This window comes from Rouxiella sp. S1S-2 (assembly GCF_009208105.1).
GTDB lineage: Bacteria > Pseudomonadota > Gammaproteobacteria > Enterobacterales > Enterobacteriaceae > Rouxiella.
In genome coordinates, this window is sequence record NZ_WFKL01000001.1 from 3600821 (window position 1) to 3623474 (window position 22654).

Consider the following 22654-nt stretch of genomic DNA (forward strand, 5'->3'; position numbering starts at 1 on the left):
TTCCTTTACGGCCTTGAGTTGTCTACCACGTCGTTACGCCGGTGCCTTTATAAACGTTGTTAAACACGACCTTCACCTTATCGTTCTGATAAGCACCGACCAGCGTTTTCACCCACGGCGCGTTCACATTCTCTTTCTTGACCGCAATAAAGTTGGTGTAGGGGTTGTTCTTGACCGGCTCTTGCGCAATACGGTCTTGAACGGTCAAGCCACTTTTCAATGCCCAGTCGGTGTTAACAACCGCGGCATCAAGGTCAGGAACCGAGCGGCCAATAATGCCCGAATCCAGCTCTTTGATTTTCAAATGACGCGGGTTGTCGATAATGTCAGCCGTGGTAGCCGCAATACCGGCACCTGGTTTCAGCTTGATAAGACCCACTTCCTGAAGCAGAACGAGCCCACGCGCTTCGTTGGAAGGATCGTTTGGCACGCCAATGACTGCGCCTTCTTTAAAGTCTTTCGCCGATTTCACTTTCTTCGAATACAGGCCAATCGGCCAAACGGCTGTGTCACCCACGCGCACGATGTCGTAGTGATTGACCTTAATTTGGTTATTCAGGAACGGCTGGTGCTGGAACGCATTGGCGTCAATCTCACCTTCCTGCAGGGCTTCATTTGGCTGGTTGTAATCGTTAAAGACCACCGTTTTAACCGTCAGACCTTTGGCCGCCGCTTCTTTAACCACTTCACGCCAGATGTCTTCGTCTTCCCCGCTCATGATGCCGACTTTGATTGAGGTTTTATCCGCCGCATGTGCAACCGACAGAGGCGCCAGCGCGCCGCTGGTGATAAGCACGGCCGTGGTTGCCGCCAGCAGGAAAGCGCGATTCAAGTTTGTTCTGGTTTTTTTAATCATTTTGCGCATCGATGAACCCTTTCATAGGATGAAATCAAACAGTGTGTGGTGACTCCTATCGGCAGTATACCGATGGGCTTATGTCTTTATAATTTCATTTATTGGATATATATATCTTTAATGAATATATAACGACAAAACCAGCCCGTCTGCGCGATAAAATGGTGCAACTTATGAATAAAACAGTGTGATTTTGAAATAATATTTAACATTTACTCACGAAATTAATGATAATGCTTCCCATTAGCAGCAGATAATGATAATTATTACCGCTCAAAATCAGCCCTCTGTCTAGTAGACAGGGTTTCCATTCGGCCGACTTGTACGTCCAGAGAAACTCGAGACAGTTAGGGAAGCTTATTATTTTATGGAGAAAATGATGTCATCTCGTTTTGCACCGGCGAAAGCAGGAATCACCTCAGCACTGCTGCTGACCTCACTCCTTTTCTCATCCTCACTGCTGGCGAATAGTCAGATTTCAGTGGAGAGAAAAGCGGTCGGCAAAGGCGTTTATGAATTGGCCTACAGCGCCAGTCAAAATGCCCTGTTTGTTGCTTCTTCGCAGGGCCGTCAGGAGAAAGCGGGCGCAGTTTATCGCCTTGACCCGGTAAGTCTGGCGGTAAACCAGTCGATTACGACCACGCTTAAGCCTTTCGGCATGGCGCTCAATAATAAAACCAACACCGTATTCTTGGGCAATACCACCAGCAGCGCAGTGACCTCGATTGATGCTAAAACTAATCAAGTCAAAAAAGAGTTGGTGCTGGATAGCCGTCCACGCACTGAGAAGGAGCGCCCTCTGGCGCCGCGCGAGTTGGTAGTAGATGAAGCGACCAACACGCTCTACGTCGGTGGTTTAGGTAAAGAAAGCGTGATTTGGGTAGTAGACGGTGAGAACCTGACCCTGCGCCACACCCTTGAAGGCGTCGGCAAAATGGCCACCGGTCTGGCCATCGATACCAAAGCATCGCGACTTTACGTCACCAACGGCGATGGCGAATTCATCACCATTGACACTAAAACCAATAAAATATTATCGCGCGTCAAAATCGATAACCCGGGCGAGCACTTCTACCTGAACCTCAGTCTCGATACGGCGAAACATCGCGCGTTTGTTACTGACTCTCAAGAAGCCAATGTTCTGGTGCTCGATACGCAAAACGGTAAAGTGCTGCATAAAATCGCCGTGCCCGGATCCCTGGCGGTGTTGTTTAACCCCGCACGCAATGAAGTGTATGTGACCCATCGCGATGCTGGAAAAGTCAGCGTGATCGATGCCGAGAGCTACAAGGTACTGGAGACGCTGGATATGCCGACCCATCCACAAAGTCTGGCTATTTCACCCGACGGCCAAACACTGTACGTCAGCGTGAAGCAGGAATCGAGCCGCCAGAAAGAGGCAACCAGCCCGGACGACGTGGTTCGCGTTACCTTTAAGTAAGCATTAACAGCCCCACCCGCGGCGAGTCAGCGCCATTGGTGGGGCAACGCTGTAGTGATTAAAAAATGTGAGCCCACAACGATCCTCTTTATTGGGGAGAAATCGCTTCGCGCTATAAAGGGCCTGCCCCTATTAAAGCCAGCCGACGCAATAAATAATAATTATTAAAATTTTAAAATGCGTTTTTTATTTTCAATCGGATAATTAAATGAATACCTCAATAGATCATAAAAAAACTGCTCTCGCTATTTTGCTCATGGGCTTTATAAGCAGCACCAGCGCCGCCAATATAAATGAAGACAAAGATCGTGAAAAAGAGGGGGAAGACATCCTCGTTATTCGCGAGACCGCCGAGCAGGAGCTTAAACAACAGGCCGGTGCGTCGATTATTACCGCCGAGGATATAAAACGCACCCCGCCGGTTAACGATCTTTCGGATATCATCCGCAAAATGCCAGGCGTCAACCTCACCGGCAACAGTGCATCGGGCAGTCGTGGCAACAACCGCCAGATTGATATTCGCGGTATGGGTCCGGAAAATACGTTGATTCTGATCGACGGCAATCCGGTCAGGTCACGAGACAGCGTGCGCTACAGCTGGCGCGGCGAGCGCGATACCCGTGGCGATACCAACTGGGTGCCGCCTGAAATGGTTGAACGCATTGAAGTGCTGCGCGGCCCCGCTGCCGCTCACTATGGTTCCGGTGCGGCGGGCGGCGTGGTGAATATTATAACCAAACGTCCAACCAACGACTGGACCGGCTCTCTGTCGCTCTTCACCAATCAACCTGAAAGCGACAAAGAAGGTGCCACCAAACGCGCCAATTTTAGCCTCAGTGGCCCACTGAGCGATGACGACAGCCTGACCATGCGTTTATACGGCAATATTAATAAAACCGATTCTGACAGCTGGAATATCAACACCGTAGAAAACGGATCGCAGGCAGCGGGACGCGAAGGCGTGCGCAACCGCGACATCAACAGCGTATTTTCCTGGAAAATGACCCCCAATCAAATCATCGATTTTGAAGCCGGCTACAGCCGTCAGGGCAATATTTATGCCGGGGACACGCAGTACAGCACCAGCAGCGCCACCACAAGCAATTTGGCTCAATCGGGTGCAGAAACAAACCGACTGTATCGTCAAAACTATGGCATCACCCACAACGGCATTTGGGACTGGGGTCAGTCAAAGCTTAATTTCTCGTATGAGAAGACCAATAATACCCGTCTTGATGAAGGTATGGCGGGCAGCGGCGAGGGTCGTATTACCGATGCGCAAAACTACTCCACCAGTCGACTGCAAAATTATCGCGCCAACGGTGAAGTGTATATTCCGTTCGATTTCTACGCCGATAATATGCTGACGCTCGGCACCGAGTGGACGCGTGAAGAGCTGGAGGATCCGGCATCAACCAGCTTTACTACCTCCTCCGATACGAGTGTGGGTGGGGTTTCAACCAAAGGTTCTGAGCGCAAAAGTAAAAATAGCGCCAGCCTGGGCGCACTCTATTTTGAAGACAATATGGACTTCGCCGGAGGTGCCACCAAGCTTATTCCCGGTCTGCGCTTTGACCACCATACCCAATTTGGCAACAACTTTAGCCCGAGTCTAAATATTCAGCAGGACCTTGGTGACAAGTTCAAACTGAAAGCCGGTATCGCCCGCGTATTTAAAGCGCCTAATCTTTATCAGTCAAATCCTAGCTACATGATGCAGACGCGCGGCAACGGCTGCCCGCTGTCGGTGCCAACCGGAAGCTGCTATTTATTAGGTAATCAGGACTTGGACGCTGAGGTCAGCGTTAACAAAGAGGTTGGCATTCAGTTTAGCGACAGCGGCGTCAACGCTGGCCTGACCTATTTCCGGAATGATTATAAAAATAAAATCATCTCAGGCGAGAATGTTATTGGTAAAACGGCATCGGGTGCGAACGTGCTGCAGTGGCAAAACGGCGGCAAAGCGCTGATTGACGGTTTGGAAGCTAATCTGAAAGTTCCCGTGGTGGAAGACCTGCTGACCTGGAATACCAACGCGACCTACATGTTCCGTTCCAAGCAAAAATCGACCGGCAACCCGCTGTCAATTATTCCTAAATACACCCTCAATACCTCGCTGGACTGGCAGGTCACTGACAAGTTAGCACTTAATACCAACATGACGACCTACGGACGCCAGAAACCGCGCGGAACGCCTGAAAGTAGAACCGAAGCCGGTGGTTTGTCGAAAACCGTGGTCGGGGGATACTCGATTGTCGGCATTGGTGCCAACTACACCATCAATAAGAATCTGCGCATTAGCGGCGGTATCAACAATCTGTTCGACCGCTCGATTTATCGTGCAGATGACGGTGCGTCAACCTATAACGAACCTGGCCGAGCCTACTACGCCGGCGTGACGACTTCGTTCTAACAGCATCACTCGACCCGCAAGCCCGCCTCAGTAATGAGCGGGCTTTAAATCAGGGTCGATATTCAGCCGTGTTGCTTAGAAAACTCAACCTCCAGAGTTTTAATCACGGCTCGAATTCTGGCCGAGCGTTTCAGGTCCGGATGTAAAACTAACCATATATCGACCCAGTCCCTGCTTTGCGGAAACACTCTAATAAGCTTAGGATCCTTATCTGCCATAAATGAAGACAGCAAACCAATGCCCAAACCGTGAGCCGTTGCCGAGCGCAGAAGTATTTGCGAATTGGACTGCAGCACCACGTTAGGGCTAACGAGACTTTCTCCACAAAAATTGTCCCAATGCCTTGGAACTAAATCTCTGGGAAACATCAATAAATCATGCCCCTGAAGTTGAGTACCCTCAATAGGCATGCCTTTTTTTTGAATATACTCCTCGGTGGTGTACAGCCCCATCTCAATGGTAGCTAATCGCTTGATAATCAGCGTTTTCTCTTCAGGCCTTGCGCCACGAATCGCCATATCTGCGCTTCGGTATGAAATATCCGAGATATTGACCGAGGTTAATAATGTCACGGTGATTTCAGGATACTGCTCTCGAAGTTTTTTCAACGCCGGGATAACGAAAACCTCAGCCATGCTGTCCGTCGTGGCGATGCTGACATTACCGCCCATGCTGTCGTCGCCGTTGGAGGCTTTACGACGAATGGCAAGCATGGCGTTTTCCATTTTAATCACATCGGGGAGTAATTCGTCACCTAAGGGGCTGAGGGAAAAATTCTTGGGCGTACGAATAAAAAGTTTCGACCCCAGAGTTTCCTCTAATGCGGTAATGCGTCGGCCAACCGTAGCTTGATCGACAAGCAACTGACCTGCTGCTTTGCGCAAGGTGCCACATCGCGCAAGTGCGAGAAAAAAACGAGCGTCGTCCCAGTTCATTTTCGAATGTCCTTTTCGAGAGCATTGATAAGGTTATTTATTGATAAAGCGCGCGTATCAACCCTGGCAAGCAAATTTTCGGCGTTATGATAGTGGGTTTGCTGTCAGGATGTAAAACTGTAATTGATGCAAAAATGCATCAATGTGATGCGATCATGCATCTTCATACTTTGGAACATTTTGTGGTTATATATTCCACACGTTAGATATTCCACACATTAGATTCAGAGATGCGTTATTTGCGCGTTTCTATCATGACCATGACGGGCATCTATGTCCGCTTTTGTTATTGATAATTTTTGATTTTATATTTTTGGAAATAAATCATGAAGACTCACGCAGAAAAACCGCTCTCTTCCGTTGCATTGTCTGCAGCTGAAAATGACAGTAATGCAATTATATTTATCGAATACCCCAAACCTGAAAGCAACAATTCTGAAGTTATTATTCAGGAATTGGTGTCACATAATATAAAGCACATATTTTTAGTGCCGGGCAAACTTATTTATCCGTTTATTAACGCGATTGATAGCTCCGAAATAAAAGGTATCGTCGGTGCACATGAAACGGCCTGCGGATTTATGGCCGATGGCTATGCGCGAGCCAGCCGAAAATTTGGCGTTTGTCTGGCAATCTCAGGCCCGGGAACCATGAACTTTATTCCCGCGATGGCTGCCGCACAGGCAGACCGCATCCCGGTTCTTTATCTGGCAGGGGGTATCTCAACCTATCATGAAGCGCAGGGTGCCTTTCAGGACGGAAGCAACAGTGGTTTAGACGAATTAACCATCGTGAAGCCCCTCTTGAACTCCGCTGTTGAGATCAAGAATGGCAGCACGCTTAAATATGAGTTAAGGCGTAGTTTAATAAGCTTAAATACCCAGCGTAAAGGCCGTGCATATTTAAGTATGCCGGTAGATATTCAAAAAAAGAAAATGACCGAGCATCCCCAGCTGAAACCGCTGAAACCCACTGACAGCTATGAATCTCCTATAGATATTAAAGCATTAGAGAAAGTCTTAAAGCTGCATATTCTAGGCAAATCTAAAGTCGCTATTTTAGCCGGTCACCGCGTAAACAACCGTAGCGATGCCATACTGCTGCATCACCTTGCCGAAAAATATCAAATCCCCGTCGCCACTACGCTGTCGGGAAAAGGTGCGTTCTCTGAAGAACACGCGCTGTCATTGGGCGTTTATGGCTTCGCGGGACATACGCGAGCGGTAGAAACGATTAATGGTGAAGATGTCGATGTTCTGATCGTCTTTGGCTGTGATTTAAGCCAGCGGGACAGTCTAAACTGGACGCCAAAGCTGCATGGCAATAAAAGACTGATATTAATAGATGAAGACTTTGAAAAGTCCTGTTTGCACTATCAGCCGGATGTACAGGTTTTTTCGAATCTCAACGGTGCGCTGCAACACTTAGTGAACGCGGTTGATGAGCACGACACACGGCTGGAAGAGGTAAAAGAATGGCGTAAGGAATGGCTGCAAAAAATAAATAACTTGCCGCTTATCCTCAAGCGCAGCGAACTTCCCTCACAAAATATCAATGAGAAACAGTATATTTATCCAGGTGATGCGATTAAACACCTGCGTCAGCGTATGTCGAGTAACACCAACGTTGTGGTCGATTCCGGCGCTCACCGAATTTTCATGGCGCATTATTGGCAGTCTAACGGCTGTGGCGACTATCATACGTCTAGCTCATTGGCGCCAATGGGTTGGGCGGTGTGCGCGGGTATTGGCATAAAATTGGCCGCGCCGGAAAACGACTGCCTGGTCGTCACCGGTGACGGCTGTATGCTGATGCACGGCATGGAGATTCAAACCGCAGCTCGCTATGGGATTAAGGTCATTTTTGTGGTGATGAACAACAGCGCCCACGGGGCAATGTATATTGATACTTTACACAACCGTGGCATATCCTCCGGCTATACGGCGCTTCCTAATCATGACTGGGTGGCTTTTGCCCACAGCCTTGGCGTGAAGGCAGCACGAGCGTCCACGTTGGATGATGTAGATGCGGCTCTCGACGTTGCCCACGACCACGACGGGCCTTTCCTGATTGAAATAGAAGTTGGAAACGATACGCCACCCAATAGATACTATGCCGACAGTACTTTTGAATTCGAACAACGAATTTCAAATTTATAAGCCAGTCGCTATTTCATTGAGAATAAGCCCGAACTTCTGAACGGGCTTTTAATAAAAAACATAATAAGGGTAATGATAGCATGTACAAAATCGCGTCATTTTTAATTGCCTGCCTAATAATAGCGAATACTGCCACGGCGGCAGAGAACCATAATCAAGATATCACTAAAGAAACGCTGCTAAAAACGGACAGTTCGTGGGAAGGAACAAAATACGCCCCCTATCCCGTCGGGACGCCACAAATAACCATGCTGAGGGTGACAGTAAAACCCAATACTGTCTTGAAATGGCACACTCATCCGTGTATTAGTGCCGTTTACATGACTCAAGGAAACGTAACACTGGTATTAAAAAAGACAGGGCAGAGAAAAACCTTTAATAAAGGTGATTCTTTCACTGATACCGTTGATATTGAGCATCAGGGGCAATCTGGAACATCAGGTGCCGAGATGTTGGTATTCTTTGCCTGTGCAGATAAATTACCGTTAACCGTTAATTCAGCTCACTAAGCAGTCTACATGGAGTCACTATGTTTGCGTTTTGGATGCTGATTGCAAGCGCGTTCTTTGCCCTCATGGGCGTGAGCGTAAAGCTGGTTGCCAATCAGGTCGGCTTTATTGATATCATTTTTTATCGGTCTTTTATCAACATGCTGATTGTTTTATTCTTCATTAAAATAAATAGGTTAGGATTTAAAACTAACCACTTCAAACTTCACATGAAGCGCGCGGTCATTGGCAATTTCGCCATGTACAGTGGCTTCTATGCACTGATACATTTGCCGATTGCTACCGCCACGACGCTGGGCTATACCAATCCGATATTTCAGTCCATCATCACCTTTATCACCAATAAAAAGCAGCTCAGTATAACATTATTACTTTCGGTATTTATCGGGTTTGCAGGCATCTTGGTTCTCCTGCATCCCGACACGTCAAATAATGAAACCAGTGCCGCCGCAGTGGGATTACTTTCAGGACTATTAACGGCATTAGCCTATTTTAATGTCGGTAAATTAGTGCGTGCAGGCGAGCCTGAGCTGCGAGTGGTGTTCTACTTCTCTCTGGTGGGTAGTGTCATTGGTGGTACATTGTTGCTCATTCACGGCTATTCGCCTTTAAATATAAAGACGTTTATGAATGTTTGTGCGATTGGTGTTTTTGGCAGTCTTGGACAAATTTCGATGACCCGCGCCTACGGCAGAGGCAGTGCAATCATTGTCAGTATTCTTTCCTACAGCACAATTATTTTCTCTACCGGATTGGGTTATTTCCTATTCGGCGAACTTCTGACTTCTACATCAATTTTGGGTATTTTACTCATTGTCCTCTCCGGCATCATCGCTATTGTAAGGCGCTCACCCGCTCCTGTGGTGGAAGTGACGCAAGAGAAAATCATTGCCCGCCAGGATGCGGCATCTTGATGCGATAAATTTGCATCAACAATGAACAATGAATGCATTTTTGAACCACTGCAATGCAGTTTTATCGATTTTTACCGCTGCGGCAAACGGCTATGATAGCGCCAGTTCTGATAATCAACGGACTGGCCGAATGAGATTTATTAATAAAATGATTAAGGTGAAAACCGAGTATTCTGGAGAAAAAGATGTCTGATAGTCTTGCTATTAATGAAGCTCCTGCACGCACATCGCATTTTGCAATTTTGCTTTTTCTTGCTTTGGCCTTAATGGCTGCGTTGTTGAACAGCAGTGCCCCCACGCCTTTGTATCCGCTCTATCAACAAGAGTTAGGACTTACGGCGGTGAGTTTGACCATTATTTATGGCGCCTATGCTGCGGGTGTTCTTATATCGCTCTTTGGCGTAGGAAACATGGCGGGCAAAGTCCAGGACTTACGCAGTATGATTGTCCCGGCGTTATTTATGGTCTTTTGCGGTGCGCTGCTATTTGCAAAAGCAGATTCATTTACTCTGCTATTAATTGCCCGTTTATTGGCCGGGATTGGTACCGGTGCCTTAACCGGTGCAGCAAATATTGCTCTGGTTCGTTTTGGGCCCAAGGACAGCGGTAAAGTGGCGGCACTGATTGCCACGCTATCCTTTACGTCAGGCTTGGCATTGGGGCCGATATTTAGCGGCATTGCTTTACAAACTGGATTCCACACGACGTCACTGCCCTTCATGTTTATCATGGCCATTGCATTTATTGCCGCATTGGGGGTAATACTCAAGTGGCCGTCTTCGCCAGCAATTATTGTGCAGACTAAATCGGAAGATCAAGCAGACACTAAAAACAGCAGCCTGCTGTCTGGTTTGCAGGCTACGGGTAAAAACTTCTTCTTGTGTTCCGTTGCCCTGTTTACCTGCTGGGCAGTTGCGGCGAGTATTCTTGCCGTAGGGCCTAGTGTTTCGGAAACACTATTGGGTATTCACAGCCGTGGCGTTTATGGTTATGTTATTGCGGCTTATCTTACTATTGCAGGCATCAGCCAGATTCTAAGTCGTAAAGTTAACGCACGCCATTCACTGATGTACGGATGTTTGGCACAAACATTGTCTGTATTAGTGTTTGCCGGCGCTATTGAGCTGCACTCAGTAATTCTGGCCTGCGTAGGGATGATTATTGGCGGATATGCTTATGGCGCCATTTTTGTCGGTAGCGCGACACTGGTGAATATGATTTCACCTAAAGCCAGTCACGCACGGTTAATATCTTTATTCTATGTTATAGCCTATATTGCCAACTGGATCCCTATTTTACTCGGCGTGGTTATTGATCATGCTAGCCTGTTACTTGCCGTTAATTTATTGTTTATTACCAGTGCAACAGTATGTATTATATTAAGTCTACTGGTTGCACGAGCCAAGTTTATAAAGTAAACATATAGCAAATAAGACGTAACGATTTCCCTGGTGTTGGTGCGTTAATTTCCAGCGTGTTCGCACGCTGGCTTTTTTTGTTTAAATCACGAATTAAGTTCGCCCTCCCCCTTCCCTTACTCACTCTTTTCGAATGACTCTCCATGAGAAAGACAATAAAAAAGCCGTATATTCTTCAACATACGGCTTTTGTGTATTGACGCCTATTAAAGTATATCGGCTAAGGCAGCGTGGTGTTTCAGCGGTGCGAACTCTGTTATATGATAACTCGCCAAATCATGAGACTTAAACGGATCGTCTGCGAGGATAACGTCCAATTCCTCACGCGTGACTTTACTGTTGGCTATTATCACTCCACCTTCGCGTGGTACTTGTGGTCCAGAAGCAATAAAAATGCCCTTATCGTATTGTGCGTCAAGAAATTGACGATGCGCTTCTAAATGCGCGTTAATTTCGTCTATTGGGCTATGGTATTTCACATTAATGATAAACACGCTTGTATCCTCTGGGGTTATTAACGTCAAAGAAAGATATTAATCCGTAAAAAGTCATTACGCCATAAATATCTATACCAACCTCTCCTACGGAACTCATAAATATATTTCAAAATATGCCACTGTTACATAAGTGCATAATCTAGACATAAATAATAAATTACATATTTCTATTTGGCGTTTACGGACGAAGGCTGTCAGATTGTCAGAGCTTAAGTGAAAAGCGTGTTTGATGGCGCCGTTTGCCTAACACACTCCCCTTCAGATATGCCCTGAGGTTCACATGCAATCGTCAAGCCGACGCGTTTTCCTTACCGGACTGATTCGTGCTCTGGTCGTTGTCCCGCTGATGGGCAGCCGACTGGCGCTTGCCGCTGAAACATTTATCCCCTTACGCAAGCTTGCAACGCAAAAAGGGGTTCAGTTTGGCTTCGCCATTGACCCAAAAATGCTGACTACAAATGCCACCTATCGTGATGTGGTGGCGCGTCAGGCAAGTATTTTGGTGCCCGAGAATGCGCTTAAATGGCAGACGGTACACCCTGAGCCACAGCGTTACGACTTTGGTCCAGCCGATACTATCGCCAACTTTGCTGATGAACATAAGCAGCAGATGCGCGGTCACACATTCTGTTGGCATCGCTCCCTGCCAGAATGGGTTCACAAAACGGTGAATTCCGCCAACGCCGAGGCGGTGCTGACGGCGCATATTGCTACCGTTGCCGGCCACTACCGGGGAAAAATAAGTTCCTGGGACGTGGTTAATGAGGCTATTCAGCCCAGCGACGGTCAACCGGGTGGGCTACGTAATTCCTTTTGGTATCAGGTACTCGGACCGCATTATCTCGACATCGCGTTTCACGCCGCGCACAAGGCTGACCCCGATGCCGTGCTTTGCTATAACGACTATGGCCTGGAAACGGACACGCCTTATGGTGAAGGTAGACGAACGGCGATATTGGCTCTGTTACAAGGGCTTAAGCAGCGAGGTGTGCCGGTGCACGGACTGGGGATCCAGTCTCATTTACGCGCAGGAGACACCTTTGGCCCAGGGTTGACGAAGTTCATTCTTGCCGTACACCGTCTGGGGATGGCGGTGTATGTTACCGAGCTGGACGTCGATGACAGTCACCTCACCGGTTCTGTCGCGGCGCGTGACGATATCGTCGCGGCAACCTACAAACGTTATCTTGAAGCCGTCCTCGCCACCAAGGCAGTGTCAACCGTCATTACCTGGGGCGTTTGGGACAGGCCGCATCTTGTGGGTGCTACCACAACACAAGCAAGGTTGGCACAGCGACCGCTGGTTTTTGGCCCTCAGGGAGAAATCAAGCCGGTGAGCTGGGTGGTTGAACACTGTTTTGAAAAGTTGTAGTACTGAGTCAAAAAGCCCGCCGGATTGACTCCGTGTGGGCCTTTTTAAGCTTTATGACCTCGCTTAAAAGTCGATAGACCCTTGAACATAAAACGTTCTTGGCTCACCGACGTACTTGCCGAAGTTGTTGTCGTTGGAGCGAGTAAAGTAACGCTGGTCAAACAGGTTTTTGATACCTGCGCCAACCGTCAGATTCGAGAATTTCTTGCCAAAATGGTATTCACCACGGGCGTTCCACACCATGTAACCCATGATATTACCGTATTGGCCGTCGGCGCTTTCATCAGTAATATATTGCGTTCCAGTGCCCGGTGAAGACTGTTTCGACTGCGCATAGCTGTCCACATTCCACACCCAGTTACCGGTTTCATAACGTGTTCCTGCGGTGAACACCTGACGAGAATAGAACGGCAAATCTTTGCCAGCAAAGGCCCCGTCCTGGGTTTCCGCTTTGGTATAGGTGTAGCTGGTATAGACGCTCACGCCGTCTAATTTATGACTCAGACCGCTTAAGTCATAGCTGAACGCCGTCTCGATACCTTTATGCTTGGTGGCACCGAGATTAGTCCAGCCAACGGTGTTATCAATGTACTGGAGCTGATTGTCGAAGTTGATGTAAAACGCCGTCAACTCGGCTTTGATAATCGTGTCGTCATAGCGCGTACCGACTTCATAGGTGTGCGCTTTTTCCGGCGTCAGGCCAGGCGCAGGCTGATTACCACTCCCGCCTTTGGTCAACTGGAAATACTGCATACTGCCAAACGAGGTGTTGGCGTTGGCAAACAGATTCCACGAATCGGTCAAATGATACATCACGTTAAGCGATGGCAGCGGCTGGCTATACTGCTTCTCACGGCTGATATTGGCAAACGAGTCGTTAACGTGGGTTTTGATACTTTCGTAGCGAATACCTGGCGTTATTGTCCAGTTACCGACGTTTATTGCATCATCAATGTAGAATGCATTGGCCGCCGTGCCACCCGAGGTATGTTGGTAATAGCGTTCGCCAGAGTCTGGAACCGAGAAAGTGGTTGATGGGTCATACCAGCCGGACTGGAAGGCTTTTTCATCCATCGTTTCATTCAGGTAGCGGTATCCCACTGTCACTTCATGCGCCATATCCCAGAAGCGGAACAGCTGCGAGTAGCTAGGTTCGATGGCATAGGTCGTGTAGTGGCGCGGATAGGCGGCTAAACGATTCTGTCCGGCATTTTTGCCCGTCCCCACCGATTCGATGCTGCTGCCGCGGAAGCTGTCGGTGAAATAAGTCAACAACTCAAACTGTTTATCATCTTCCTGATGCTTGTATTTAAACGACATATCTTTGCGGCGACCTTCAAACTGGTCCCACGGGCGCGTCGACTGGAAAGGGTTTTGGGCATACTGCTTAGCTGACAAACCGCCAGGCATTCCCGACGTGGCGTCGTAGTAATGGAAATTGGCCAGCAGCTCGTCATGGTCGGTAATCGCATAACGCGTTTTCAGCATAAAATCGTCGATATCGGTGTTGTCGTTATTATCGCGATATCCCTGACCGTGCAAGCCAGAATAGAGGATCTCTGCACCAAAGCCGTTATCCGCCGTGCCGCCCAGTGAAAAACTGTTCAGCGTTTTCAATCCACCGTGACTGGCACCCTGCGTTTGCGCGCTGACCGACCCTGCAAAATCTTTTGGAATATCTTTGGTGACGAAGTTGATCACACCCCCCACGTTTTGTGGCCCGTAACGTACCGCCCCACCGCCGCGAATGACGTCAACCGATTGCAGGTTACCCACGCCCAAAGGGGCCATCGACAACTGAGGTTGTCCGTAAGGGGCAACGGCTAAGGGAACGCCGTCCATAAGAATGGTTGAACGTGGCGACAAGCGCGAGGTTAAACCACGAACGCCAACGTTCAATGAAATGTCACTGCCGCCAGTACCGTTGCTGTCGCGGACCTGAACGCCGGGTACACCGCGCAGCGTATCCGCAACAGTCTGATCGCCCTGCTCGTGAATTTGCTTTTGGGTAACGATGGAACGTGCACCAGGATGATTGAGCAATACTGTGCTGGTGTCAGGATTGTCCAACCAGTTCCCGACGACGGAAATGGTATCGCCTGATTTATCATTTTGAGTTTTGGTGTCATCAGCGTGCACAGGAAGAGTTAGCGCAACGGAGGCCGCCAGCAAAGATACCTTAAAAAACGGAGGCATTAAGAATTTCCTAGAGAAAGTAAACAGGCGTTATTATGAGAAACGGAATCATAATGATAACTATTTCAACTGTAAATATACGTTAGGATATTGTGAGCAAAAAGGCACAAAAAAATGACAAATATGAATGGAATGAAACATTTGGGGCAAGTGACGGTTTACTGTCAGACAGGGTGGAAAGCTTCCACCTTGTCTGTGGGTAGCACTACTGAGGGGTTGCCCAGAACACTCCGCTGTAGTCGATTGAGGTAAATTTCTGATGCAGCATCTTCATATCTGCCAGTGGGTCGATATCTTTAAACAGGTCCGGGTGCAGGAATTTGGCAATTTCTTCCACTGCGATAATATTGAACGGCATGTCGTAGAACTGATGGTAAAGCGCCAATACGCGCTTTTCTTTCACCGCGCTGAGTACGCTTAACTCTTTACGCTGAGTCAGGTGTGCCAGGCTTTTCTGCACGGTTGCCTCATCGGTGGTGTAACCCAGCGGCACCGCCAGTGAAGATTTGCCGCCTCGTTTCCAATCCGCGCCCGTCATAAGGTAAAAATCAGGGTTGCTGGCAATCAACTGCTCGGTGTTAATGTCCCCGCCCATCATGCCGTTGAACAGCTTGCTGCCGATATTATTGCCCCCGGCGACGTTGATAAACTCACCAAAGCTGCCGGTGCCAAACGTTGAACAGCAGTCATCCCCCGTCAAACCGGCGTGACGTTCGATAAAGACGCTTGGACGCTGCTCAGGTTTTAGCGTGGCGATGCGCTGGCGAATGGTTTCTAGCCTCTGCTGATAAAAATCAATGAAGCTTTGCGCATTTTTCTCTTCGCCAAACACTTTACCCAGCAGCATCATACTCGGCACGGTATTGGCCAATGGTTTTTGGCGAAAATCGATGAACAACACGGGGATCTTCACTTTCTCAAGCAAACTCAGCGTGCCGCTATCCTGCAATTTACCCAGTAAGCCGATATCGAAAATAATCAGATCCGGCTTCACCGTGACTGCATTTTCAACGCTAAAATCTGTGGTGTAAGGGTTATCGAAGGTCGGTATTTTATTAATTTCAGGGAATTTTTTTTCGTAGGCTTGCTTGATGTCAGTTGATTTTTTGGTCAGCCAGTTGTCCCAGGCAACAATATCTTTCAATGGATTTTTAGGATGGATGATATTCAGTGCCAGCAAGGCCCGCGAATCCGCCAGCATCACCCGCTGGGCGGGATGCTCCAGCGTAACCTCGCGGCCAGCGATGTCAGTAACAACAATGGGGGCGGCCTGGGCGAACGCCGACATGAATAATACGCTGGCGGCAACGAATCCGCGTAGATAACCAACTGAACCAGCAAACATGAAGCATTCCTTGAGTAAATAAATAACAGGGCGAAAAGATGATAATGAGTTACAGGTTATCCTTCAAGATGCCGCCGTGCTTGCAGCGGGGATTGCGGGGTCAGTAAAGCACAAATCATGGGTGCAACTTATGAAGATAAAAAAACGCGATTAAAAAACAGCCTTACCTGGAACTATTCTCACCGCCAACGACGCAACCCCCTCTTCCCAAGTCAGCCTGGTTATTCGTCCATGGTGCATGGCACGGCGTTTGATGTTGGGAACTACAGGCTCCTGGCGATTTACTGACACGTTATATAGAACATATTCATGCCGACCCTTGCTGGGATTATAAGGAACTCGATGCGGTACATGATGTGATGATTGATGATCACGAAACATTGGTTCAACTTCTTTTAAAGCTATAAATTTTGCCAGCTGCAGCAAGTCGCATCACCCCACTCTTTTTAGATAAACCATTGTAAGAGATACAAAGGAAGGTTGATTTATCAAATAGAGGAATAAAATGTGTGGCTGATCCGTGATTTTAAATACTTTCATTAATTAACCTTTCAAAACGACATTCTATTAGATAAGGGCTTTCACTAAAAATAACTATATTATTTTAATATTCTATCTTCTCGGTGAATATATTCGATTACCAATGAGTATTTAACACTTTATTTAATTGCAGAATGAAATTTTACATTCCATCAAAAGGTCTTTTAAGGTATTTTCCGCACAGGAATGACATTAAATATCATATCCATTCTGATGCACTTATGCTTAGCCAAAGAGTTTGGCCAGTCCATCGTTCTATTGAACGAAGATATAACAAGCTACTCTATGATAGTTCATTATGTTATTGAGGATACTTTCCATGAATAACGACTCTGTAATACTTCCTAAAATGTTAACGCAGACGCTTAATCAGCTGCCGACACCCTTCTGGATTAGAGATAAAAGCACCCGATACATTTACGCTAACATGGCCATGGCAAAGCTGGCAGGTTTAAAATCACCTGATTCTATAATAGGTCGGCTAGATAATGAGATTCAAGCGGCCCTCTTTGAAGATGAGGTTGCTGCCAAGCTATGGCAACATCAGGTCAAGCATGTTGTAACTACTCAGGAAAAGTTAACATTACTTGAAGTGCATCCTGATTCTGTTGACTATCCTTATATTACGAAAAAAACGCCTTTCTATAATGAATCTAATGAATGTATAGGCATGGCTGTGTCTGCCAGATACTTAGAAGTATTCAGTCCTAATGATTTCATCAGAGGAAAGTTGCCAGGCTCATTACTTCTTACTAAACCAGACGATTTTTTTACAGAGAAAGAATGTGAGATTATCTTCTTTAAACTTCAGGGTATGAGCAGCAAGGATATTGGCAATATCTTATATCTTTCTCCCAGAACAATTGAAAATAGACTGGCAAATATGTATATAAGGTCGGGAGTCAATCATCTCGATGATTTCCGTCAATTTTGTGAAAGTCGTAATCTACATCGTTATCTCCCACATAAATTATTGTTAAATAAAAGAATAGGCTTCGAGGGTGATTTTGACGAAAAAATAATGGGATAATGCTGTCATCACGGCATGATAACCTACCCACGCTTCTGAATGTCTGTAAGAAATCGGAAGCGTTAAGTTTATTAAGGGAAGGATAAAAACCGTCTCAGAAAAGTTATTTTCAGGGATTTTAAAATAAAAAGACGTTAAAAAATACAACTACGGACATCCCATGAGTTGCCACTCAACAATTCGTCTGATGGCCTGTTTAGCGTTGGACACCTCCAGTTTCCTCACCACATTCCTCATGTGAAATTTCACAGTAGATAATTTAATACCAAGAGCAATTGCGATTTCAGGATAAGTTTTTCCTATGCTGACTAAATATATTACTTCCGTCTCTCTACGGGAGATAGTTTTAAAACACAAACAATGCCTGGCGTTACACGACACAGCACTTTCAGTATCTTCAGAAATCAGAAAAGACAGGCTCTTCAGGCTGTTATTTAACTCATGCATAATATTAATTATTTCGGCTAGATGACTTTCATGTGATTTCATGGCATCACTTATTAAAAAAATAAATTGAAGCACTTATTGATAATGTATTTTAATTTTACTCATATAAATAGCGTAGCCTTTATGTCGGGAAATGAGTATCCATTACTCTTTGCCTGCTATCACTCCGAGGGTCTGATGATCTGCGAAAGATTCAACGGCCCAGACCAGAGAAGCTTACTTCGGACTTTTAATCGCTGATTGTCGAAGAAAAATCGTCCAACCTCACAAAACGAGAAGATAACGCCGTCACGTCATTGCGCCACGTATCCGATACCCTATAAGTTACATAATGTTTCCATTATGTTACCAAGGATTAAAATACATGTTAAAAAAATTCAAAGTATCTCTGGTTGCCTTGGCGGTTGTTGTTTCCACTCCGGCCTTTGCCGAGTTTCCTAAAGAATATCCTGCTGATTATCAAAAAACCGTAGAGGCGGCCAAAAAAGAGGGCAAGGTGGTGGTGTATTCGACCACTGACACCAAGGCGGCGGGTCCGTTGATTCAAGGCTTTGAGGCGACTTATCCAGGCGTTAAAGTTGAATACAACGACATGAACAGCACCGAGCTTTATAACCGCTACATCAGCGAACAGGCGGCGGGCGGCACCAGCGGCGACGTGGTGTGGAGTTCATCGATGGACACCGCACTCAAACTGGCCACCGATTATGCCCAGGAATACGCGTCGCCAGAGCAAAGCCAACTGCCAAAATGGGCGGTGTGGAAAGAAAAAGCCTACGGCACTACCTACGAACCGGTGGTCTTTATCTATAACAAACGTCTGATCCCCGCCGCCGACGTTCCGGACTCTCACGCCGCGTTGGCAAAACTGATTGCCAGCCAGACCGATAAATTCAAACGCAAAGTCACCACCTACGATATCGAAAAATCTGGCCTGGGCTTCATGCTATCGGTTCAGGATTTCAAAGCCGATCCTGAGTACTTCAAACGCCTGGCCGATATTGCCAAAGGCGGCCTGACGGTTCAGTCATCCACCGGCACCATGATGGAAAGGGTCTCATCCGGTGAGAATCTCATCGGCTTCAACATCCTCGGCTCCTACGCCGAAGCGCGGGCCAAAACGGACCCTACGCTGGGCATCTCATATCCGAAAGACTATACGCTAGTGCTGTCGCGAGTAAGCTTTATCACAAAAGACACGACCAACGCCAACGCCGCCAAGCTGTGGCTTGACTACGTATTGTCGGAAAAAGGCCAGAGCATTTTGGCGAATCAGGCAGATATCCCCTCTATTCGCAACGATATCGAAGGTAAAAACGACATCGAAGGCCTGACTAAAATACTGGGCAATGCGCTGAAGCCCATTCCGGTAGACGAAAGCCTACTGGAATATCTGCAGCAGAAAAAACGCCTGGACTACATCAAGCAGTGGCGTGAAGCTGCGGCGAAATAAGGTTTTTGCTCCCCGCCCCCCCCTTCTTCCGGTTCTGGGAGGAGGGTTTAACTGGCTGATTTTCTAGCGGATATAGGGTTCGTTATGAGCAGTTTTAGCAGGAAGTGGCAAAGCTTGCCGCGTGGCATTGTGGTGGTAATCACGGCGCTGGCTATTTATGTCCCGCTGTCGTTTATCGTGATTCAGAGTTTCCTTTCCGCCCCTTTTTTTTCGCCTTCCAAAGAGTTCAGTCTGGAGTCGTTTGCCTTTATTTTTACCGACCCTGACTTTTACAAGGCGCTGAAAAGCGGATTTATTCTGGCATTCGGACTGGTGATTATTGCCGTACCGCTGGGTGGGATCCTGGCATTCTTAATGGTCCGAACCGACCTCCCCGGACGACGTTTTATCGAACCGCTGATTCTGGTACCTATTTTCGTCTCGCCAATGGTGCTGGGTTTTGGTTACGTGGTTGCCGCCGGACCGGTAGGCTTCTTCTCGCTTTGGGCCGAATCACTGCTGGGCTTTGTGCCGTGGAACATCTATTCGATGTCCAGCATCGTCGTGATTGCCGGGTTAACCCACGTCCCGCATGCCTACCTTTATATCTCTTCGGCCTTGCGCAGCGTAGGTTCTGACGTGGAAGAGGCAGCAAGAACCGCCGGTGCTTCTCCTCTTCAGGTGATGACCGCGGTCAGTCTGCCGATGGTGCGCCCTTCCATTCTTTATGCGGGCGTGCTGCTGTTCTTCCTTGGGCTGGAAGTGTTTGGGTTGATGCTGGTATTGGGCGACCCGGAAGGCAACATGGTGCTGGCCACCTACCTGTATCAGCTAACCAACAAGCTCGGCACGCCTTCGTATCATCTGATGGCGGCGGTGGCGGTGGTGCTTATTTGCATCACTATTCCACTGGTGATGCTGCAGCGCCGATTGATGCGCACGGCTAACCGCTTTGTGACCATGAAAGGCAAAGCGTCGCAGGCGCGCGCCCTGCCGTTAGGCAAATGGCGCTGGGTAGCCGGTGCGGTGGTGGTGTTTTGGTTAACGGTGACCATCGGTGTACCTCTGGTTGGCGTCGTGTTGCGTGCCTTTATCTCTAACTGGGGCGTCGGCGTTTCTCTCTGGGATGAGCTGTCTCTAAACACCTTCCGCACTATCTGGCAGCAACCAAACCTGCTGCGGGCGATCGTCAACTCGATGGCCATCGGGGTGATCGGCGGCGCGCTGGCGGTGGTGTGTTACCTGTTTATTGGTATCGCCATGCACCGCAAGCCAGACAGCTCCACGCGTTTTCTTGACTACAGTGTGCTGGTTCCGCGCGCGGTGCCGGGACTGCTGGCCGGTCTGGCGTTTTTGTGGGTGTTCCTTTTCGTCCCTATGTGGCTTGACAAATCGCTCAAAGACGGCTGGTTTTCAGCGCTGCCGATGGCCGACTGGCTGCGCGAGCACTTTATTGTCTGGCTCCGTTCCCTGCGCAGCACCATCTTTAGCGTCTGGCTGGCGTATACCGTGGTGTGGATGGCCTATGGCCTGCGGCTTATTTCTTCGACTTTGCTGCAGGTGGCGCCAGAGCTTGAGGAAGCGGCGCGCAGCACCGGTGCAACGCGCGGTCAGATTACGCGCCACGTGACTATTCCCCTCTCTCGCTATGGGTTAATTGGCTCCTGGCTGCTGATGTTCCTGATTTTCGAGCGCGAATATTCCACCGGGGTTTATCTCCTGTCGCCGGGCACGGAAACTATCGGGTCGATGCTGGTTTCGCTGTGGGCGGCGGGAGCGATTGATATCGTCGCGGCACTTTCGTTTATCAATATTCTGCTGGTAGTGCTCGGTCTGGGGATTGCCTTACGTTTTGGAGTTAAATTACATGATTGAAATGAAGGTAGAAAACCTGCATTTAACGTACGGCGACAATCCGGTGCTTAAAGGGGTATCGATGGAGCTGAGGCGGGGTGAAGTGGTTTCGCTGCTCGGCCCTTCGGGCAGTGGCAAAACGACGCTGCTGCGCGCAGTAGCAGGACTGGAAAAGCCCACGCAGGGGAAAATTATCATCGGTCAGAATACGGTATATGCCGGTACCGCGCGCAGTGAAATTCCGGCAGAGGAGCGCAATCTGGGTCTGGTGTTTCAGTCTTACGCGCTGTGGCCGCACAAAACCGTGTTTGAAAACGTGGCCTATCCGCTGAAATTGCGAAAAACCCCCTCAAGCGAGACCAATCAACGCGTGCAAAGCGTGCTCGACCAGCTCGGTTTGGGGCATTTAGGCAAACGTCATCCCCATCAGCTGTCTGGCGGTCAGCAACAGCGCGTGGCGATTGGCCGCGCACTGGTTTACAACCCGCCGGTTATTTTGCTCGATGAACCGCTGTCGAACCTTGACGCCAAACTGCGTGAAGAAGCGCGCGTGTTCCTGCGCGAGCTAATCATCAAGCTGGGTCTGTCGGCACTGATGGTGACCCACGACCAGAACGAGGCGATGGCAATTTCTGACCGAATTCTGCTGCTCAACAACGGCAAAATCGAGCAGGAAGGCACGCCGCAGTCGATGTACGGATCCCCGACTAGCCTGTTCACCGCCGAGTTTATGGGCAGTAATAACCGCCTGCACGGTAAAGTCACCGAAGTGCGCGACGGACAGGCCCGAATCGAAGGCAAAGACTGGGTGCTGTGGGGTAAGGCAGGGGAAGGCGTTCAGGCCGGGGCTGAGGGTACGGCAGTTATTCGCGTCGAGCGGGTGCGGTTGGCCGATGGCCCGGAGGATAATCAGCTGCAGCTTGCGTTGCTGACCAGCATGTATCTCGGCGACCGCTGGGAGTATTTATTCCGCACTCAGGCCGATGATTTTGTCATTCGCGCCTACGGAACAGACGTGCGCGACGCCGCGCTGTGCCGCCTTACGCTTCCGGCCAAGGACGTGTGGATCTTCCCTAAAGCTTAATACTCACTCTCATTCAGGCCCGCTCAAAAGGGCCTGAATGAGGGGGGACAGGCGTGCAACTGCGGGTAATTCCAACAGTACGGTTAGACATTAGGTAAAAAATAGCGTTATGCAAACCTCTGCCAGCACATATTGTCATACAATGTGACAATTTCCAAATGCCGGGCGACTTTCCCCCTCGCGCGGACACTGCTATAACATTTATTGGTGTT

16 protein-coding genes and 1 pseudogene are annotated in these 22654 nt (G+C 48.4%); 11 read left to right on the forward strand and 6 right to left on the reverse strand.

Features of this window, described 5'->3' with window-relative positions; all coding sequences use genetic code 11:
- Window positions 1-22: 22 nt before the first annotated feature.
- Window positions 23-865 (reverse strand): MetQ/NlpA family ABC transporter substrate-binding protein, encoded by an 843-nt coding sequence (locus GA565_RS16560; RefSeq protein ID WP_152199434.1) that lies wholly within the window; start codon window positions 863-865, stop codon window positions 23-25.
- A 370-nt stretch (window positions 866-1235) separates the two neighbouring features.
- Between GA565_RS16560 and GA565_RS16565 the strand changes: the two genes are divergently transcribed.
- Both GA565_RS16565 and GA565_RS16570 read left to right on the forward strand, forming a co-directional pair.
- A complete protein-coding gene (locus GA565_RS16565) occupies window positions 1236-2297 on the forward strand; it encodes a YncE family protein (RefSeq protein WP_193311993.1) in 1062 nt (353 codons plus the stop codon).
- A 208-nt stretch (window positions 2298-2505) separates the two neighbouring features.
- Window positions 2506-4710, forward strand: a complete 2205-nt coding sequence (locus GA565_RS16570; RefSeq protein ID WP_152199437.1) for a TonB-dependent siderophore receptor — start codon at window positions 2506-2508, stop codon at window positions 4708-4710.
- 62 nt (window positions 4711-4772) lie between these two features.
- Here GA565_RS16570 and GA565_RS16575 read toward each other — a convergent pair whose 3' ends face one another.
- Complete coding sequence (locus GA565_RS16575) at window positions 4773-5645, reverse strand: LysR family transcriptional regulator (RefSeq protein WP_152199439.1); 873 nt, start codon at window positions 5643-5645, stop codon at window positions 4773-4775.
- A gap of 326 nt (window positions 5646-5971) precedes the next feature.
- Between GA565_RS16575 and GA565_RS16580 the strand changes: the two genes are divergently transcribed.
- The 4 genes from GA565_RS16580 (at window position 5972) to GA565_RS16595 (ending at window position 10645) form a co-directional block, all read left to right on the forward strand.
- Entirely contained in the window at window positions 5972-7804 is a 1833-nt protein-coding gene (locus tag GA565_RS16580) for a thiamine pyrophosphate-binding protein (RefSeq protein ID WP_152199441.1), read from the forward strand.
- An 80-nt stretch (window positions 7805-7884) separates the two neighbouring features.
- Window positions 7885-8313: a cupin domain-containing protein gene (locus GA565_RS16585; protein ID WP_152199442.1), complete on the forward strand. Its 429-nt coding sequence runs from the start codon at window positions 7885-7887 to the stop codon at window positions 8311-8313.
- A 20-nt stretch (window positions 8314-8333) separates the two neighbouring features.
- Window positions 8334-9227, forward strand: a complete 894-nt coding sequence (locus tag GA565_RS16590; RefSeq protein ID WP_152199444.1) for a DMT family transporter — start codon at window positions 8334-8336, stop codon at window positions 9225-9227.
- A 185-nt stretch (window positions 9228-9412) separates the two neighbouring features.
- Window positions 9413-10645, forward strand: coding sequence for an MFS transporter (locus GA565_RS16595; RefSeq protein WP_152199445.1), 1233 nt, complete (start codon window positions 9413-9415; stop codon window positions 10643-10645).
- A 206-nt stretch (window positions 10646-10851) separates the two neighbouring features.
- Here GA565_RS16595 and GA565_RS16600 read toward each other — a convergent pair whose 3' ends face one another.
- Window positions 10852-11139 (reverse strand): YciI family protein, encoded by a 288-nt coding sequence (locus GA565_RS16600; protein WP_152199447.1) that lies wholly within the window; start codon window positions 11137-11139, stop codon window positions 10852-10854.
- A gap of 283 nt (window positions 11140-11422) precedes the next feature.
- Here GA565_RS16600 and GA565_RS16605 point away from each other — a divergent pair, with 283 nt between their 5' ends.
- Window positions 11423-12514 carry an endo-1,4-beta-xylanase gene (locus tag GA565_RS16605; protein WP_152199448.1) on the forward strand — a complete coding sequence of 364 codons (1092 nt, stop codon included), beginning with the start codon at window positions 11423-11425 and terminating at the stop codon, window positions 12512-12514.
- 63 nt (window positions 12515-12577) lie between these two features.
- Here GA565_RS16605 and GA565_RS16610 read toward each other — a convergent pair whose 3' ends face one another.
- Both GA565_RS16610 and GA565_RS16615 read right to left on the reverse strand, forming a co-directional pair.
- Window positions 12578-14710, reverse strand: a complete 2133-nt coding sequence (locus GA565_RS16610; protein ID WP_152199450.1) for a TonB-dependent siderophore receptor — start codon at window positions 14708-14710, stop codon at window positions 12578-12580.
- Between the two features lie 205 nt (window positions 14711-14915).
- The gene (locus GA565_RS16615; RefSeq protein ID WP_370518105.1) at window positions 14916-15998 is read right to left on the reverse strand and encodes an ABC transporter substrate-binding protein; all 1083 of its coding nucleotides are present in this window, start codon (window positions 15996-15998) and stop codon (window positions 14916-14918) included.
- Between the two features lie 916 nt (window positions 15999-16914).
- On the opposite strand from GA565_RS16615, the gene GA565_RS16620 reads away from it, so the two are divergent.
- On the forward strand, window positions 16915-17625 hold the full coding sequence (locus GA565_RS16620; RefSeq protein ID WP_152199453.1) for a PAS and helix-turn-helix domain-containing protein: 711 nt from the start codon (window positions 16915-16917) through the stop codon (window positions 17623-17625).
- Window positions 17626-17772: 147 nt separating this feature from the next.
- Here GA565_RS16620 and GA565_RS24825 read toward each other — a convergent pair.
- Window positions 17773-17964: pseudogene (locus GA565_RS24825) on the reverse strand (response regulator transcription factor); the annotation flags it as partial.
- Window positions 17965-18436: 472 nt separating this feature from the next.
- Here GA565_RS24825 and GA565_RS16630 point away from each other — a divergent pair.
- From GA565_RS16630 to GA565_RS16640, 3 genes are all read left to right on the forward strand, one after another.
- Window positions 18437-19525: an ABC transporter substrate-binding protein gene (locus GA565_RS16630; protein ID WP_152199456.1), complete on the forward strand. Its 1089-nt coding sequence runs from the start codon at window positions 18437-18439 to the stop codon at window positions 19523-19525.
- Between the two features lie 84 nt (window positions 19526-19609).
- Entirely contained in the window at window positions 19610-21379 is a 1770-nt protein-coding gene (locus tag GA565_RS16635) for an iron ABC transporter permease (RefSeq protein ID WP_152199458.1), read from the forward strand.
- Window positions 21372-22442, forward strand: coding sequence for an ABC transporter ATP-binding protein (locus GA565_RS16640; RefSeq protein WP_152199460.1), 1071 nt, complete (start codon window positions 21372-21374; stop codon window positions 22440-22442). Before GA565_RS16635 ends, GA565_RS16640 begins: the two co-directional genes overlap by 8 nt.
- Window positions 22443-22654: the final 212 nt, after the last annotated feature.

What these genes read in the sequence shown, in the direction of transcription:
- GA565_RS16560 (WP_152199434.1), bottom strand. Translation starts at nt 865, where the DNA reads ATGCGCAAAATGATTAAAAAAACCAGAACAAACTTGAATCGCGCTTTC.
- GA565_RS16565 (WP_193311993.1), top strand. Translation starts at nt 1,236, where the DNA reads ATGTCATCTCGTTTTGCACCGGCGAAAGCAGGAATCACCTCAGCACTG.
- GA565_RS16570 (WP_152199437.1), top strand. Translation starts at nt 2,506, where the DNA reads ATGAATACCTCAATAGATCATAAAAAAACTGCTCTCGCTATTTTGCTC.
- GA565_RS16575 (WP_152199439.1), bottom strand. Translation starts at nt 5,645, where the DNA reads ATGAACTGGGACGACGCTCGTTTTTTTCTCGCACTTGCGCGATGTGGC.
- GA565_RS16580 (WP_152199441.1), top strand. Translation starts at nt 5,972, where the DNA reads ATGAAGACTCACGCAGAAAAACCGCTCTCTTCCGTTGCATTGTCTGCA.
- GA565_RS16585 (WP_152199442.1), top strand. Translation starts at nt 7,885, where the DNA reads ATGTACAAAATCGCGTCATTTTTAATTGCCTGCCTAATAATAGCGAAT.
- GA565_RS16590 (WP_152199444.1), top strand. Translation starts at nt 8,334, where the DNA reads ATGTTTGCGTTTTGGATGCTGATTGCAAGCGCGTTCTTTGCCCTCATG.
- GA565_RS16595 (WP_152199445.1), top strand. Translation starts at nt 9,413, where the DNA reads ATGTCTGATAGTCTTGCTATTAATGAAGCTCCTGCACGCACATCGCAT.
- GA565_RS16605 (WP_152199448.1), top strand. Translation starts at nt 11,423, where the DNA reads ATGCAATCGTCAAGCCGACGCGTTTTCCTTACCGGACTGATTCGTGCT.
- GA565_RS16610 (WP_152199450.1), bottom strand. Translation starts at nt 14,710, where the DNA reads ATGCCTCCGTTTTTTAAGGTATCTTTGCTGGCGGCCTCCGTTGCGCTA.
- GA565_RS16615 (WP_370518105.1), bottom strand. Translation starts at nt 15,998, where the DNA reads ATGTCGGCGTTCGCCCAGGCCGCCCCCATTGTTGTTACTGACATCGCT.
- GA565_RS16620 (WP_152199453.1), top strand. Translation starts at nt 16,915, where the DNA reads ATGAATAACGACTCTGTAATACTTCCTAAAATGTTAACGCAGACGCTT.
- GA565_RS16630 (WP_152199456.1), top strand. Translation starts at nt 18,437, where the DNA reads ATGTTAAAAAAATTCAAAGTATCTCTGGTTGCCTTGGCGGTTGTTGTT.
- GA565_RS16635 (WP_152199458.1), top strand. Translation starts at nt 19,610, where the DNA reads ATGAGCAGTTTTAGCAGGAAGTGGCAAAGCTTGCCGCGTGGCATTGTG.
- GA565_RS16640 (WP_152199460.1), top strand. Translation starts at nt 21,372, where the DNA reads ATGATTGAAATGAAGGTAGAAAACCTGCATTTAACGTACGGCGACAAT.